This is a genomic window from Stieleria neptunia (assembly GCF_007754155.1).
Classification (GTDB): Bacteria; Planctomycetota; Planctomycetia; order Pirellulales; family Pirellulaceae; genus Stieleria; species Stieleria neptunia.
Genome location: NZ_CP037423.1, coordinates 7518419 through 7534402 on the forward strand (window position 1 = coordinate 7518419; position 15984 = coordinate 7534402).

Below are 15984 nucleotides of genomic sequence, written 5' to 3' on the forward strand. Positions count from 1 at the left end.
CGGAGGGTCACGGGTGACGGCGTCAGTCCGGCTCGGCGAAAGCCAAAAAACGTTGGGAAGAGTGGGCGGTCGGTTCGGTGCCGTTGGTGTCTAGGCTTTAGCCGATCCTTGTCCGGTCGTGCGAGCGCCGAAGGCGTCGTGGAGAGGCGCCTGAAGGCTGGACACCAACGGTTTGGATCCATAGCCGTGGTTGCCGGGGGAGCCTGTCGGAGATTCGCAGAGGGCTTTGGCCGAACAGACAAGCTGTCGGTTGACGGTTTACCGAACGTCTCGTTCCCGGCTTACCTCGCCGAGGCTCCGACGCGGTCACTCTCGCCCCTCTTGATATGGAGCTCGGCCTCCTGCCTCGCACTGTTCTTATCGGGCTCCGCCCTCGGCGTCGGTGCTGCTCGCTCGCGCTCGGCGCTGCCCTCATCCTTCGGTCGCTGTCAGCACCTCCGTCAACCGTCGGCTCCGCTCGGTCGATCCCTCCCTCGCTCCGGTCGGCGAACGATGGCCCGCTCACCTCGTTCAACTTCAAAGTTCATCTCTTTCAACTTGGAGCATGGAATTTGAAACCTGAAACTGTGCTCCCGCTTCCTGCCATCGTTCTCCGACTGACATCGTGTCACCGACGGGTTTCAGTCGACGGGCATCCTACCCGCCGTGCCTTCGGCGTTCTTTGCGCGTCCTGGTGCGCAGTCGGTCGATCGGTAGGGCAATGCGGCCATTAATTGCGGCGGACGTTGGCTCGGTCCTGCGTTCACGTCAATCGTCCGCCGTGAGCTCAGAGACAGTGACCATCAAATTATATATCCTGCCAATCTATCCTGACCAATTTTTTTGGACTCTTTTTCTTCGTCCAAAGTGCTCGGCCTAGTTCTTTGATCTCAGCGTCTTCCCCTTTCTCTCACGACGTTCGGGTGCATAACCAGTCGCTTGCGCCCCTGTAGGAGAGTCTGACAATAGAAAGTGATTCATGAATCCAATTCCATTGCTCTTTGCCTGATGAATCGAGTGCAGCAATCCGTGAATCTTCTTACTTGACTCGAGGCCATCCCCCAAGTTGGAGAGCCTGAGAGGCAGCGTCCACGCCATATTGTCTCCGTCGATTGCCGAAAAAACGAAGACGATGTCGTCACTATGCAACCTTCCTCCCAAATCGCTGCGCGCTTCTAGGTCGGTCCTCAGACTCTCCAAGTAATGCCTGAATTCACCCTCTCCAAACTGTATTGCTCCGCTTAACTCCTGACGTAATCGCCCATCGCCAAGAATTGCCGACCACCGAGTTTCGTTACCTCGTTGCGATATCAATAGCGTTTCCGTGCGAATCCCATCGCCAAATTTTGCAGACACACATACCACGAGTTTTTGCGATTTGGCGACTGCCTGAGTCTCTGCAGGTGCATTCGGCGGTGCCGCCAGGATGTAAATGATTAGGCACGCGAAGACTTTAGTAAGTGCTTGACCATACAGGGAACGGTAAGACTCGGTCCTCATCGCAAGTACTCCAGTAAAGTTCTTTGTCGGGGTCAAATGGATGCGCAATTGGCTGCCCGCCCGAATATGTCATTTCGATCAGCCCAAATCCGTTATCAAGCGATACTTGGCAATTGGAAGCACTAGTCGATCCTACTGTGACAGTGAGCCAAACATGAATGTAGACTTTCGGCGGCTTGCCCTGTGAACTTGCACGCAACTCCTTTGTGAAACACTTTGAACCAACTCGATCAAAGGCGGATTCGAATATCTGTGCCCAGTCGTAGCAGTACCAACCACCAACTCTGATAGGATTTCTGTCCGGTACACTGCTGAAGTTTGCTTGCCAAGCCGACAGCCATGCCTTTACAAGCAAAATAGAGTCCGTGTTGCATTCGGCTTCGGTACAATCGCACTGACAGTTCTTGCATGCGGCTTGCAACTTCGAAATCCCGTTGTAGATCCCACGAAGCCCGTCCAAGTAGTCAATCCTGTTCGGATGGGAAGGAGGCGTGATCGGACACCTAACATCCACTTCACCAGTTGCAGTCCGGATGTAGCACGTGTTTTCGGGAGTTCGTTTCCAAATGAAGTTTCCTTGCCCGTCAATTCCAACCAAATCTTGCGACAAAAGGCCTGTAGGGTCGACGCGTAAGATTGCGAAATAATTCGCGTAAGCATTTTGGCCATCAACATATCCAAGAAGATCCTTCGCGCAAAACCGTCCACACACCGGATCATACATTCGAGCCCGGAAGTGGTAGAGTTCCAGCTCTTCATCCCACTCGCGTCCGGTGTACGCGTAGCGGTTGCCTTCGGCCGTCGTCGTACGTGCAGTTCCGCTGCCATCAAAGATCGACAGGTTGCCATACGCGTCGTAGGCGTAGCGTTCCTTGATCGTCCCGCTCGAATCGGTCAGCGCGGTGATGCTGTACTGTTGGGTGCCGTGATAGCGAAACGCCAACTTGATTGATGACTTGTCGCTTTCAGTGCGTGATTTGTCGGGCGAGCAGGTTGGTTGACGAAGCGTTTTGCAGCTACGGATTTGTTTTGAATCGGCGCACGACTTGACGCCTCCCGCGCGGCGGCGCGCGAGACGGCGTTGAAGGGTTCGACGACGGGATGTTGGCTTGCAGAGCATCCCGCCATTGTAACTGATGGACAGGCTATTCGGTGTCGCTTTGCGGTGGGCGGTCCTTGGCTCCCGGATGCGTTTTGTCGTGGACTTCGCGCAGGCGTTTGATCGACACGTGCGTGTAGATTTGGGTGGTGTTGAGCTGCTCGTGACCGAGTAACGTTTGGATCGAGCGCAGGTCCGAGCCGCCTTCGAGCATCAACGTCGCTGTGGTGTGGCGGAGCATGTGACAACTGCCGGGCTTGGTGATACCCGCCGCGCTCAAGTAGCTCCTGACGAGTTGGCTGAGTGTGACCGGATGAAACGCGTTGCCGCGGGACGTTAGGAAGATCACTTGCGTATCGTCGTCGAGCAGTGCGGGGCGACCATCGTGAAGGTATTTCATCAGCCATCCGAGTGCTCGTTTGCCGGTCGGTACCACGCGATCCTTGCGTCCCTTGCCTTGGCGGATCATCGCAAGACCGGACTCGTGGTTGATGTCGTCGAGCTTCAGTGCGATCAACTCGGCGCGTCGCATGCCGGTGGCATAAAAGAGTTCCAATATCGCGCGGTCGCGAAGACCGGTTGGCGTGGTGAGATCGACTGAACTGAGTAGCGTTTCGATTTCGTCGATCGTCAGGTGCGATGATGGGAGACGCTGTTCTTCTTTGGGCAGTTCGATGCCGGTTGATGGATCGCTGTTGATCCAACCCTGTTCGGTCAGCCATGCGAGCCAGTGTGCGACCGTTGACAAGTAACTTGCTTGAGTACAGAACCTGAGCGACTTGCCGGTGCGTTCGTTGCGGTAGTGATAAAGCCAACGACGATAGGCTGCGAGTGACTCGGGCGTGATCTCGGTGACGGACTCGATGCCGCGTTCGCTTGACCAGGTGATGAACTTGTTCAAGACGTAGTCGCGGCGCGAGATGGTCGTGGCCGACCAGTTGTTCATCTTGAGGTGGTTGAAGTAACGAGACAGCAGGACGGTGGGAGTAGGAAGGTTTGACATGGATTTGCATCCTGGGGTTGCAATCGGCGCGCACCGGTAGCCGGGCGTGCTCGATCAGGGTGAAGGCGACCGGGTGAACGTCACCACGGCCGAAGAAGGCGGCATCACGGCCGTGGTGATGCAGCTATGGCAAGGCTTTTAATGAGGGGGCCTTGCGAGGTTTTGGCACCGGTTTCGATGCCAGAGCGGTTAAGCCTCCAACGCACAACGACTTACTGATTGCGTGAGGTGGGGTGAAGCTGCAGAAGAGCAGCGTCAGAGCCGGGGTTGAGCTTGCTTGCTCAGGGGGTTGAGGTCTGGAACAAGGGGGTCGAGGTTTTGGTTGTAGTTGTCGTTTCTTGAGCGTTTGAATGGGGGTGGCTTGCCACGTTTTGGAGTTCGGTTGGGTTGGATCGTTGTTAGCTGCTTGACTGGGAACGACTTGCGTCAATCGAAAGCGGGCCGGACGGCACCGGAACCCTACCGGATGCTACCCGGCAGGTTGACTGCAGGCCCCGGAAGGTTGGCGTCCTAGGCCGGAAGCTTTTGGTCATAGCGGCTGTTGCTTGGCAGATTCGCCTTGCCGCGTTTATCGATCGGGGGAACCGTCGCTGCGATGTCACTGGAGAAATTGGTCTCTCGCGCAAGCCATTCAAACAAGCGACGAAGCTTTGTGACGCGTTCACGAACGATGCGGATCCCAATCGCTGCACCATTGATTAAGTCAACTTCGTTTTGCAGGTGACCAACATAGTCAGCGGCGGTTGTGTCGCTGATTTGGTCGTTGGCTGTGATCGATTGCGTTTGACACCAGGTGACGAAGTAGTCCAGTTGCTGCCTGGTGATGTTGACGATGCGTCGTTTGTGCCCCGATCGTTGCAGGTATTCGACGTAGCTTTGGACCAGGGCTGGTAATGTCGAAGCCATCGGGGGTGACCTTGTGTTGGTGCGTTGCGATCGCGCGGACGCCTTGGGGAAGATCCATGCCGGCGGGGTCGCGTGGGCTTGGCGATCCGGCCGGCTGCGCTGCGTGTCTCTCGGTTGTCACTGATGGCGGCGGCCTTGATCGGTGGCGATGGTGATCAAGTTCAATGAGCCCGAGAGCGTGGGCCACCTCGATGACGCGACAGCTCCGCCTGGTTGTCAACAGAGCAACTCGCCAACCGCGGCGAAAGTAGAAAACCGCTTCGTCATCAATCGTTAAAGTCAACGCACTTGGTGTTAACGATCGCACGTGAGTGTTTTTTGACTCTCGCCTTCTCTCGGCCTGATCGCCGGAGGGTCACGGGTGACGGCGTCAGTCCGGCTCGGCGAGAGCCAAAAAACATTGGGAAGAGTGGGCGGTCGGCTTTTGACGTGAAGTCCCGGACGCCCGGGGAGTGGTGTGCCCATGAATGCCGGGGAGCCTGTCGGAGATTCGCAGAGGGCTTTGGCCGAACAGACAAGCTGTCGGTTGACGGTTTACCGAATGGCTCGTTCCCGGCTTACCTCGCTTAGGCTCGGACGCGGTCTCTTGCGCGATCCAATAGGCGAATTTACTCATTGGACGCGAGTTTCTTCAGTCGCGATCGAATAGCGTTTGGCTGACGCTGAAAGATCACCGCCAGTTCGTCGATCGTCTTACCATCACGATGTTTTTCGCTGAGGTGAAGATCTTCCTCCTTGGTCCAAGCTGTATAGGCATTCGGGTAACGCTCGCGTATCTGATTTACTCGATCTTCGTAACTCGATTGTTCGACTGCGTCGTTGAGCGCACGCACGTCATGGTAGATTGCGCCAGCTGCCCGAACGATCGTATCGAGGAATTTTGGAAGAGACGACTCGTAAACGACGATCGACTCCACTTTAGAGTTCATTGACGGGTTCCTCTGAATGCAAAGATATTTCTTTTCACCGACGCCCTCGCGAACTTCAACCAAGTACTCGTTCGCCCCGATGGTTATTGAATCAGAGAAGTATCTCGCCGGTTTCATTGCTGAATTTGGTCACGCGTGAACTGAATGTCTGAATGTTCCATAGGAGACGATGCATCAGTTTACACCGCATCAGGTCTCCATTGTCTCGCCGTGATGATGAGACTCGGTTCGAGAGCGGCCGAGTGGCTTGGCGGATCAGTGCCGAGGAGCCTGTCGGAGATTCGCAGAGGGCTTTGGCCGAAAAGACAAGCTGTCGGATGACGGTTTACCGAGCGTCTCGTTCCCGGCTTACCTCGCTTGGGCTCGGACGCGGTCACTTTCGCCCTTCTTGATAAGGAGTTCGGCATCCTGCCTCGCACTGTTCTTATCGGGCTCCGCCCTCGGCGTCGGTGCTGCTCGCTCGCGCTCGGCGCTACCCTCATCCTTCGGTCGCTGTCACCACCTCCGTCAACCGTCGGCTCCGCTCGGTCGATCCCTCCCTCACTCCGGTCGCCGAACGATGGCCCGCTACCTCACTCCACGACCATCATCACTCTACCACTCCTTGTCTCCCCCACTCCTTGTCTCCCTCTCTGCCTTCCCGCTTCCTGCCATCGTTCTCCGACTGACATCCTGTCACCGACGGGTTTCAGTCGACGGGCATCCTACCCGCCGTGCCTTCGGCCTTCTTACCGCGAGAAGGTGCGCGGTCGGTCTTGTGGCAAGACCAAGCGGCCTCGCATTGCGGCGGAAGTCGACTTGGTCCTGTGATCACATCAATCGTCCGCCGCTGATTCGCGGCATTAAACCCCCGTCCCCTTTGTTTTCGCCCGCTCAAATCACGAGCCAGAGCACCAAAAGGATCCAAGCTAACGATGGAACGGCAACCTGTCTTGGTGTGGACTGCACTCCCGCCAACACGTAACAAATGAATAATGTGGTAAAGACTGGAGCAACTGTCGCTCCAAATGCAATGGCAGTTATCTCGCTAGATTGCTTAAATGAAAAGCCGGACCAAAGCAACACAAATTGCAGAGCACCGCTAACACAGGCGATGAGCGCCCAGCCGCCAAAAACCCCCGATCGCGTTTTCGCTTTAAGGCACGCGATGCCGCCGAACAAGATGGTCAGAACCATGGACCCAACGACATTCACGAGAGTTGGTATCCCGATCCGAATTGCAAATCCGAATCCGCCTACAAAATCAGGCAAACTCAAGACACGCCGAATGAAAACGATCAATTCCCAGGAAGCGATTTGCAATGGCGCGAATGCAATTACACCACAGAAAAGCCCCCGCCAAAGAGTCCGCCGATCAAGCTCCTCTAGTCTTTCCCCAGCCTGCAATGCTGGCGGCTTATAAGGAGAAGGCGACAATTCTTCGGGAGAGGTCTCGTCTTTGTTCGTAGTTGTCAATGGTTTCTCGCACGGTCTTTGCCGGGACAAGGGCGAGAGAATAATTCCGAGAAACTTGTTTCCCAACTTCCAACAATGTTGAAAGGAGTTGGATTGGCGCCGGATGGTTCCGGCCAAAACCACGGCGGATCCATTCCCGTAGAATCAGGGTCAGAATCAAAAACGTCATATGGGCGTTCAAACACATCCCTAAGTCTGTACTTAAGTGAACAAGTCAAAGTATATTGCCAATCATCCGACAGAAACAAACCAGTAAACCAATTGCAGCATGGACCACAGGAATCAAGTGAGATGTGGCAATCTGTGGTTACAGAGAAACTATTAGCGAACTTTGGGCCACCAAGAGCAAACAATGGATCAAGCCCCGCATTCCAAAGGGCTTCGGGCCAAGAATCACCACTGAACTCATAGGTAAAGTCTTGCGTGTGCGAAAAGGTGAGGGAATTATTCGCACCTGGGTACTTGTTGCACCAGAGCTTGCTAGATTTTACGTTTGCGTACGTCCGAAGCCAGTTCTCGTAATCGCTCACTTGTTCTGAAATTTGCTCAGCATTTTTGAAGTTGTCTAGCAAACCGTGGTCACCCAAGTCAAAGTCTTCGCCTTCTCCATAGAAATAGTGCTCAAACATGCTGCCTGGACCAAAATACATGTACCACGGATCTTCGAAGATGATGGGATATGGTGGGCCGATGTACGGCTGTAAACCCGTTGGATCAACTTGCGTCGGCACGTAGTACGCAACATACGTATTAAATCCGCCACCTCGATACCCAATCGGGTCTCTGGAGCAGAACCGCCCCGCGATCGGATCGTACATGCGGGCGCGATAGTGATAGAGGTCAAGGACGTCGTCGTGCTCTCGCCCCGTGTAAGTGTAGCGGTTGCCTTCCGCTGTCGCCGTACGCGCTGTTCCACTTCCATCGAACACCGACAGCCCGCCATACGCATCATAGGCGTAGCGCTCCTTGATCGCCCCGCTCGAATCGGTCAGCGCGGTGACGCTGTACTGTTGGGTGCGATGGTAGTAACGCAGGCCGCCGGTGCCGTCACGTACGACGGGTTCGTCGATGTAGCTGGCGTAGACGTCGTTGTAGGTGGGGTTGGTTGCCGCGGTTCCTGAGGTGTAGTCCGCGACGGTCTGCTGGCCATTTTGGACATAGATGCTGACCGTCGTGCCATTGTCGCGCGCGACTCGGCGACCGAGTGCGTCCCATTCATAAAAGACGTCGTCGGTGCTGTCGTTATCTACATCAGCCGAAACCAAACGGTTGTCGAAGTCCCAGGTGAGCGTCAGCGGATCGCTGCCGGGACGGAGAATCACCGGGATCACCGTCATGTTGCCTTTGACATCGTGCGTGACGCTCTCACTGGTCTTGTTTTTGTGGTTCTTCGCGGATTTTAGTGGCTAATCGCTCAGGACCCAGGTTTTTCGAGGCATTGCTGCGATGTCCGAATGGGGAGAGCGAGGACAAACGCTCGGTTCAAACGACCCTCCGCCGACACGGGGGCCGGCGGAGCGCACGAAGCACCTTCGGCGCATCGCAGACCAGGTGATTCCTTGGCGGGTTGCTCCTCGGCAGAGCCCGCCTCCGCTTCACCTCGCTTCGCCATCCTACCGAACAGAACCATCGGACATCGCAGTCATCCCTCAAAAAACCTTCCCCGAGTATTCGAGAACACCCACTAAACTCGCGGAAGAACCTGTGTTTGTTGTCGTCCCCACCGTAGCGGAGATTGCCGATCGCTGCCCCAGTCTAATCGATGCTAGACGTTGGTGAAGCGATCTGTCGTGATTAGGAGGTGTCGCTGCTGTGCAGCGAGTGGGGACGCCTGAAGGCTGGACACCAACGTTGCTAATCCCCCTGTTGCTTGAGCCCGTGTCGTTCGGATGGGGCGTCTTGTTGACGGGATGATGGGTAGTCGCAGAGTTGCCGCTTTCACCCGCCGATCGGGTCTTCACTGTGGACGGTGTAAACGAATTCGTCGTCCTTCATGTCGATGGCGATTTCGGTGATCGACGCGTTGGTGGCCAGACTGGACAGCACTTGCGATGACAATTCGGGCAATAGCGATTTGTTCAAGATGTGATCGACGTTTCGCGCCCCCGTGTCGACTTCGGTGCAGCGCGCACGAATCCCGTCGACGACGTCATCGGTGTAGGTGAACTTGGCGCCATAGCTGTCGGCCACACGACGTTGCACCTTGCCGAGCTTCAACCGAACGATTTTGCTCATCACGTCATCGCTGAGCGGGTAAAACGGAATCACGCTCGTTCGCCCCAGGAACGCCGGCTTGAAGGTTTTGAGCAACTCGGGGAAGACGGCTTCGAGAAACCCATCGGGATCGGGCATCGTTTCGTCATCGGCGCAAAGGCTCTTGATCAGGTCCGTTCCCGCGTTGGTGGTCATGATGATCACCGTGTTCTTGAAATCGATATCGCGGCCTTCACCGTCTTTCATGTTGCCCTTGTCAAAGACTTGGTAAAAGATGTCTTGCACTCCGGGGTGTGCCTTTTCGACTTCGTCCAACAGCACCACCGAGTACGGTTTACGGCGGACGGCTTCGGTCAACACGCCGCCTTCGCCGTAACCGACGTAGCCGGGAGGCGATCCCATCAACAACGAAACTTTGTGTTCCTCTTTGAATTCCGACATGTTGATCGTGGTCATGTTCTGCTCGCCGCCGTAGAGCAGATTGGCCAATGTGATTGCGGTTTCGGTTTTGCCGACGCCGCTGGTGCCGGCCAACAAGAACACGCCGATCGGCATGCGTGGGTCACGCAACTGGGCACGACTGGTGCGAATGCTCTGGGCGATGCGATCGAGCGCGTGCGATTGTCCGACGATCGATTCTTCCATCAGGTCTTTGAGGTTCAGCACGGTGTTGATTTCGTTGCTGACCATCCGTCCGACGGGGATACCGGTCCAGGCGGCGACGGTTTCGGCGATCGCACTGGAATCGACACAGGGAAACAGCAGCGGCGTTTCGCCTTGCACCTTTTTCAGTTCCTTTTCGCCGGCGACCAGTTCCTTTCGCCAGGCTTGCAGTTGCTCTTCGGTCGGCGGCGCGGTCTCCTCGTTAGCTTTTTCATCCCCCTTGTCCGCGGGCTTGTCTGCTGCCTTGGCCGCTGGTTTTTCAGCCTTCGCCTTCGCGTCGCTCGGTTTTTGCTCTGCCGCGTCCTGCTCGCCCGACTCTTTGTTCTCCGCTTTCCAATGCTCGGGCGAGTCTTTGTCGAGCCGTTTTCGCAGGTCGATGATTTTTGCCAGGATCTCTTTTTCTGTTTCCCATTGTTCGTTGAGTGTTTCGAGCCGCTGTTCGACCGCAACCTTGGCCTCCTCGGCCGCCGCGATGCCATCGGCATGGTCCATACCGGTTTGTTCTTCGCGGCGGAGGATGCGTAACGAAACGTCCAGCTGAGCGAGGCGGCGGGTCGCATCTTCGATCGCCGGCGGCGTCGCCGATTGGCTCAATTGGATTCGCGCGCACGCGGTGTCGAGCAGACTGACTGATTTATCCGGCAATTGTCGTCCGGTGATGTAACGATTGGAAAGCTTGACTGCTTCGACGACGGCGTCGTTCATGATGCGGACGTGGTGGTGGTTTTCCAGGGTGTCGACCAGACCGCGCATCATCTCGACCGCCGTCGGCTCATCGGGTTCGTCGACCTTGACGACCTGGAACCGCCTCGCCAGCGCGGCGTCCTTTTCGAAGTATTTCTTGTATTCGGCCCAGGTCGTCGCGGCCACGGTTCGCAGTTCGCCGCGGGCGAGGGCGGGTTTGAGCAAGTTGGCGGCGTCGCCTTGCCCGGCCTGGCCGCCCGCACCGATCATCGTGTGGGCTTCGTCGATGAACAAGATGATCGGCGTGGGAGATCCCTTGACTTCGTCGATCACCCCGCGAAGCCGATTTTCAAACTCGCCCTTCATGCCCGCACCGGCTTGCAGCAGCCCCAAGTCCAAGGTTCGAATGCGAACGTTGCGGATCGCTTCGGGGACATCGCCGGCGGCCACGCGGAGCGCGAAGCCTTCCACCACGGCGGTTTTCCCCACACCGGCTTCACCGGTCAGGATCGGGTTGTTTTGTCGACGACGGGTCAGGATGTCGATGATTTGGCGGATTTCGGGATCGCGTCCGAGCACCGGATCGATTTGTCCGGCTTCGGCGCGACTGGTCAGATCGATCGTGAATTGATCCAGCGACGGCGTCTTGGTCGGGCCCGCCGTCGGCTTGGTCGGATCGCCGCTGGGGCGCGGCCCGGAACCGCCGACCGCCATCGGAATCTGCGCTTCTTCGCTGTCGGCCAGCAGCACTCCGAAATCTTGGATGATGGCATCTCCGTTGATCTCGTCGAACTGATCCGAGGCGTCGCGGGCCAGCGGCCGCAGTGTGGTGGACGTCAACAGCGCGACCAGCAGATGCCCCGAGCGGACCTTGGCGACGCCGTGATCGACCGACGCGAACAACCAGGATTCACGAATCAGGTCGACCACGTTGGGCGAGAGTGCGGGCGGCCGACCGTTGCCGGTTTTGAACTTGTCGATCGCTTTGTTCAGATCGGACATCAGCCGCGAGACATCCACGCCCGATGCTTTGCAGGCGATCGTCAGGTCGGACTGGTCATTCTCCAACAACTTCAGCAACCAATGCTCGATCTCGATGTTGTAATTGGTCCGGGACAGACATAGCCCCGCCGCCGCTTCCAGCGCGCCACGGCAGGTGTCGTTGAGTTTCCCGACGAGTTCTTTCAGATTGATTTGTGCCATGGTTCGGTCAAGCGTCGAAGGTCAGAGAAGAGGACATCTTAAGTTCTAGCGTGTTGGCGCACCGTCGTGGTGAAAAACCGCGTCGTCGCTGTCGCGTGTCGGCGGTTTACTGCACAGCCAAGTGTTCCATCCCAAATGCGGTTTCACCTTGGTCGATTCGCCGGGGCCGGTGAAGGAGGATTCCGCGAGCAATTCACAGACCGGGATCTCGTCCGCCAACAGGATGACTTGCAGATCGAAATCAAACTCCAACCCGACGTAGCTGCGGATGAATTGGCAGATCCGTACCAAGGTTTCGCCGGTCGGCATCAAGCTTTCGAACTGTTGCCAGGTCACCGGCCCGATCTGGATTCGGAATTTTGAACTGGGGTCCCACGTCCGATCTCCCATGATCGTATCGACGCCCATTCGGCAATGACCATCGATCCGCCCCAACCGCGATCGTTCGGCGATCGGTAACACCAGCCATTGGCCGAACAGCGACAGCACTTTGGCCGGCAATTGCAAGTAATCCGACACCATCGCACGGAGGGATTCGGCGGTCGGACGGTCGACGAATTGGCCGCCGTAATACACACAGGCGTCATCGGCCGATTCCAACCGATTGCGGACGTGCTTTGTCCCGCGGCCGACGATCGACAACAGGGCTTCACGCACCAGATCGCTTTCGGGGCGTCGCTCGTTGATCGCGTTTTCGAAACCGGCCGGCAAAAAGTACTTTTCCCAGGCGCGATAAAAAAACGACAGCTGGCGATGGGAAAAGATGTCCATGAAGTCCCGCATCGCAACGTCTTTGTTGTGCACGCGGTCGATCACCAATTGGGTGTAATGATTCGGCAGCGCACCGGCCGGACCGATCAATCCCCAAAACGCAATCTGCAACTCCCAAGGCTGATCGGCCGAATCCTCCTCCTCGTCCCGGATTCTCCGTCTCGGTTGCAGCGACACGATCTCGCTGGGCGAAAAGCTCAACGAGACCTCCGATCGAAAACGGACGCCTTCCTCGGAGAGATTGCTGACCGTTCCCAGACGGCCGCGACGGGCCTTGGACCCCAGCGACAATTCGCGATCCATCTCGGCCAGCGCACCGGAGAGCAGCAACCGAACGGCTTGAAAGAAACTGAATTGGTAGGGCTCGTCGACGAGCCGCTTGCTTACAGAAACGTCTGTCTTCCGGATCGCGCCGGCCATCGGGCAACCTCTTGTTCTCGGAGGCTACTTCGCAACGAGGTACGGGTAAAGGAATTAATGGAAGCGTACAGGGACAGGAAACGTTCCAGCACCATGCCGAGCAGGTAGGCACCGCCGCTGCTCAAGCGTTCTTCGTCGATCAAGATGTCCAGATCCAGCCCGCGACACAGCGTTGATCCGCCGGACGGATTTTGGCACCGCGCCACACCGGGGCGGCACTTCACCGAACGGATCGAATCGATCCGTTGTTGTGAGTCTCCCTTGCCGATGAAATCGTACAGTCCCAAAATCTCTCGCAGCGCCGTCGCCCCTTCATCGGCGTCAAACAGCGACACGTGGCCGAGCGACAAATGGCTGATCATCCGCCAATACGTGCCCTTTTCCAGCGGCGGTCGCAACGTCACCCGCGGTTGGGTGACGCACTTGGGGGCTTCCAGCGGTCCACCGCGAACCAGTTGCAACTTCGGGCGGCCGCCGCCAAACTCCAACCGTTGTGGCAGATTTCGGCTCGTGCAAAGCGCCCGCACGTCGAGCACGGTTCCGTCACTCTGGTCGGGTTGGAAATCCAAATCGACCAATGACAAATAGACCTCGGTCGCCAAATCCTTTGCCCCGCCGCTCTGCCCCGAACGCCGTCGATGCAAATGATAGAATCCTCGCCGCAGCCGTTCCTCGCCGGCGTGCCGGACCGAATAAAACGGGTGATAGACCTTTTCGTCGCGTTCCGAATCGATCGCCGTGACGCTCGAAATACTGTGAACTTCAAAGCCCCGGGGCTGGCGGGCATCGGGAATCACCCGGTATTCCGGCATCGTATGGCTGACCCGGATCGGTTCACAACGCTGTTCGAACAGATTCACCATCGGAGTGCATCCGATCCGAACCGTTTCCGGTTCGACAAACTGCTCCACCGCCCCGACATGACGTTTCATCAAGACGTACAGGTGCAACGAGCCGCCGAATCCCGTGAGCGATTCCTGCGAGATCCCTTTGACGTCGAAGAACATGAATTTCTCGGGCGCCGCAAAGTATTCCGACAACAACCGGTACCCGCTGAACGTTCTCGGTTGCGACGGAAAGATGCACTCGTCGGCCTCGAACCCGATCGGATGGATGGAATCAGCCGACAAACGAATCGGTTTCGGATCGCTGGGGGAACGCGCCAGTAAGACTTCGATCGAGTCGTTCTGAATCAATTCGTAAAAGTCCATCGCGGCATGGGAGATCCCGCGGATGAAAAACCGCAGCGACGTGATCTCCATCGTTTCGAAGGTGACGGCTTCGCGAAAGCTTCGCAATTCCACATGCAAGACCGATTCGGCCTTGGGCAACAGCGGCGACGGGGGGCATTGAAAGGGCTGGCCCTTGTACGCCGCCGCGGCGACCTTGTAGGGAAACAGTGTGACCGGGTAGACGGTTCGATATTGGCAGACCCCGTCTTCGGTCGACTCGGTTTCCACGCCTTCGCCGGCCGCGATCTTGTAACCGCCGACCAATTCCGCTTGCCGCGGGTCGAGCGCAAACTGGACCACCGCGGTCGACGGGATCGGGGAAAGGTAATGCGGATAGAGCACGCCCAACATGGCGTGCGTGATTTCGGGGAAATCATCGTCCAGCTTCAGCCGGGTACGGGCGGACAGCAGCGCGAAGGATTCGATGATCCGCGAAACGTGCGGATCTTCGCTCAGGTCATCGCCCAACCGCAGCCGCGCGGCGATCTTGGGATGCTCCTGCGCAAACTCCGAACCGAAGCGGCGGAGGTATTGAAGTTCCTGGTTGTAATAGGGCAGCAATCGATCCGTCATCGGCGAACTCCACGCACTAAAAAGTCTCCGCTGGTTGCGTCCAACTTGCTGTCGTAAATCACCGGTTCGGGCGCCGGGTCGACCTTTAACATGCCGTCGATGCGAAAGCGGAGCGCCCGATCGGTCGGATCGCTGGTGTCAGCGAGCCGGACGTGCACGTTGATCAATCGCGGCTCAAACGCCTCGATCGAACGCAACATCATCCGGCGCAGCATTTCCTGTTGTTCCCGCGAGCCCGTGTTGATGCCCACGCAATCGGGAATGCCATAGGCAAACAAGGATCGGTCCAGTTCTTTCAGATCGTCCGGCCAACTGGTGGCGCGACAGCGTGTGTTGAGCAACGCTTGCAGGTCGCGTCCCACACTTTCTTTCATCTGCTGCAACACCTGGGTCCGATTCAGCGGCGCTTCGGTCCGATTGTGCGGTTCCAAGTCGATCAGCCGATCGAGCACGCTGGGGATCAGTGGGCGGTCGTTGGGAACACGAGACATTTACTCACCACGCCGGATCGTTTGCAGTTCCATGATCGGCAGGTCTTGGTCGCCCACGAGCAGCATTTTCTGGCCGCGGCCGCGAACGATGCCCTGGCCCGAATCGGCCCAATCGGTGCCGCGTCCGAGTTGCAAATTGGCGTCGGTCGGGCCGTCTTCTGCCGGTTCCAAGTAGATCGCCGGCAGGTAGACCTCGCCGTCGGGGCCCGACTCGATCGACAGTGACGCTTGCCTCCAGAGCAGATCAAAGGGGCGCTTGGGCGGATGGATTTCCATCTCCAGAATCTGGTTCCAGTCGACCCAGAAATACTTTCCGGTCGTCGTGTGGACCTCCAAGACCGGCGACAGCAAATCGTCCAGGTCTCGGATCTCGTCGACCTCGTTGCCGTTGACCTCAACCGGCTGATTCAGATTCTTGGTTTCCGCCATCGGTTCCAACGCCGCGGCGGCGGCGGGGACGTCGCCGGATCGAAACAGGGTGAGCGCCTGAAGGTGTGCCTTGAGTTTATCAGACGGCTCACCCAAAAATTCCGGCACCCGGCCTTTGAAGAAACATTCTCGCCGGGCCAATTCCGCTCGCACCAGCTGTCGCAACAGCGCCGCACCGATCGCCGCTTGCGGGTCTTGATTGGTCACGGTGTCGAGCTGTTTGTCGGCTCGGTCAAAGTTTCCGGCGATGCAGGAGAGTTCGGCGAGTTGAAATCGCAACCCGACGTCGGCCGGTTTGGCTTTGACCATCGCCAGTGACGCGTCCACCGCCTCGTCCAGCCGCCCCGCTTCGTACAGCTCCATCGGAGTGTTTGTCATCGTTGATTGCCTCGGTTAGACGGTGGAACGCGAGTGGGGTTGATTGAAAGGGAGT

The 15984-nt window shown here is 57.4% G+C and carries 11 protein-coding genes; all 11 read right to left on the bottom strand.

Annotated elements, in window-relative coordinates:
• Positions 1-1432: 1432 nt before the first annotated feature.
• Positions 1433-2599 (bottom strand): RHS repeat domain-containing protein, encoded by a 1167-nt coding sequence (locus Enr13x_RS26155; protein WP_145389850.1) that lies wholly within the window; start codon positions 2597-2599, stop codon positions 1433-1435.
• 25 nt (positions 2600-2624) lie between these two features.
• A complete protein-coding gene (locus Enr13x_RS26160; RefSeq protein ID WP_145388783.1) occupies positions 2625-3581 on the bottom strand; it encodes a tyrosine-type recombinase/integrase in 957 nt (318 codons plus the stop codon).
• Positions 3582-4091: 510 nt separating this feature from the next.
• Positions 4092-4487, bottom strand: coding sequence for a site-specific integrase (locus tag Enr13x_RS26165; protein ID WP_145388784.1), 396 nt, complete (start codon positions 4485-4487; stop codon positions 4092-4094).
• A gap of 608 nt (positions 4488-5095) precedes the next feature.
• Positions 5096-5533, bottom strand: a complete 438-nt coding sequence (locus Enr13x_RS26170) for a hypothetical protein (RefSeq protein WP_145388785.1) — start codon at positions 5531-5533, stop codon at positions 5096-5098.
• 756 nt (positions 5534-6289) lie between these two features.
• Positions 6290-6871 (bottom strand): hypothetical protein, encoded by a 582-nt coding sequence (locus tag Enr13x_RS26175; RefSeq protein ID WP_145389853.1) that lies wholly within the window; start codon positions 6869-6871, stop codon positions 6290-6292.
• The gene (locus tag Enr13x_RS26180) at positions 6868-8208 is read right to left on the bottom strand and encodes an RHS repeat-associated core domain-containing protein (protein ID WP_145389855.1); all 1341 of its coding nucleotides are present in this window, start codon (positions 8206-8208) and stop codon (positions 6868-6870) included. Before Enr13x_RS26180 ends, Enr13x_RS26175 begins: the two co-directional genes overlap by 4 nt.
• Positions 8209-8809: 601 nt before the next feature.
• Positions 8810-11635, bottom strand: coding sequence for a type VI secretion system ATPase TssH (tssH, locus tag Enr13x_RS26185; protein WP_145389857.1), 2826 nt, complete (start codon positions 11633-11635; stop codon positions 8810-8812).
• Between the two features lie 45 nt (positions 11636-11680).
• On the bottom strand, positions 11681-12826 hold the full coding sequence (tssG, locus tag Enr13x_RS26190; RefSeq protein ID WP_145389860.1) for a type VI secretion system baseplate subunit TssG: 1146 nt from the start codon (positions 12824-12826) through the stop codon (positions 11681-11683).
• Positions 12790-14631 (bottom strand): type VI secretion system baseplate subunit TssF, encoded by a 1842-nt coding sequence (gene tssF, locus Enr13x_RS26195; protein ID WP_145389862.1) that lies wholly within the window; start codon positions 14629-14631, stop codon positions 12790-12792. Before tssF ends, tssG begins: the two co-directional genes overlap by 37 nt.
• On the bottom strand, positions 14628-15122 hold the full coding sequence (gene tssE / locus Enr13x_RS26200; protein ID WP_095736225.1) for a type VI secretion system baseplate subunit TssE: 495 nt from the start codon (positions 15120-15122) through the stop codon (positions 14628-14630). Before tssE ends, tssF begins: the two co-directional genes overlap by 4 nt.
• Positions 15123-15929 carry a type VI secretion system accessory protein TagJ gene (locus Enr13x_RS26205; protein ID WP_145389864.1) on the bottom strand — a complete coding sequence of 269 codons (807 nt, stop codon included), beginning with the start codon at positions 15927-15929 and terminating at the stop codon, positions 15123-15125.
• Between the last annotated feature and the right edge of the window lie 55 nt (positions 15930-15984).

What these genes read in the sequence shown, in the direction of transcription:
- Enr13x_RS26155 (WP_145389850.1), bottom strand. Translation starts at nt 2,599, where the DNA reads ATGCTCTGCAAGCCAACATCCCGTCGTCGAACCCTTCAACGCCGTCTC.
- Enr13x_RS26160 (WP_145388783.1), bottom strand. Translation starts at nt 3,581, where the DNA reads ATGTCAAACCTTCCTACTCCCACCGTCCTGCTGTCTCGTTACTTCAAC.
- Enr13x_RS26165 (WP_145388784.1), bottom strand. Translation starts at nt 4,487, where the DNA reads ATGGCTTCGACATTACCAGCCCTGGTCCAAAGCTACGTCGAATACCTG.
- Enr13x_RS26170 (WP_145388785.1), bottom strand. Translation starts at nt 5,533, where the DNA reads ATGAAACCGGCGAGATACTTCTCTGATTCAATAACCATCGGGGCGAAC.
- Enr13x_RS26180 (WP_145389855.1), bottom strand. Translation starts at nt 8,208, where the DNA reads ATGACGGTGATCCCGGTGATTCTCCGTCCCGGCAGCGATCCGCTGACG.
- tssH (WP_145389857.1), bottom strand. Translation starts at nt 11,635, where the DNA reads ATGGCACAAATCAATCTGAAAGAACTCGTCGGGAAACTCAACGACACC.
- tssG (WP_145389860.1), bottom strand. Translation starts at nt 12,826, where the DNA reads ATGGCCGGCGCGATCCGGAAGACAGACGTTTCTGTAAGCAAGCGGCTC.
- tssF (WP_145389862.1), bottom strand. Translation starts at nt 14,631, where the DNA reads ATGACGGATCGATTGCTGCCCTATTACAACCAGGAACTTCAATACCTC.
- tssE (WP_095736225.1), bottom strand. Translation starts at nt 15,122, where the DNA reads ATGTCTCGTGTTCCCAACGACCGCCCACTGATCCCCAGCGTGCTCGAT.
- Enr13x_RS26205 (WP_145389864.1), bottom strand. Translation starts at nt 15,929, where the DNA reads ATGACAAACACTCCGATGGAGCTGTACGAAGCGGGGCGGCTGGACGAG.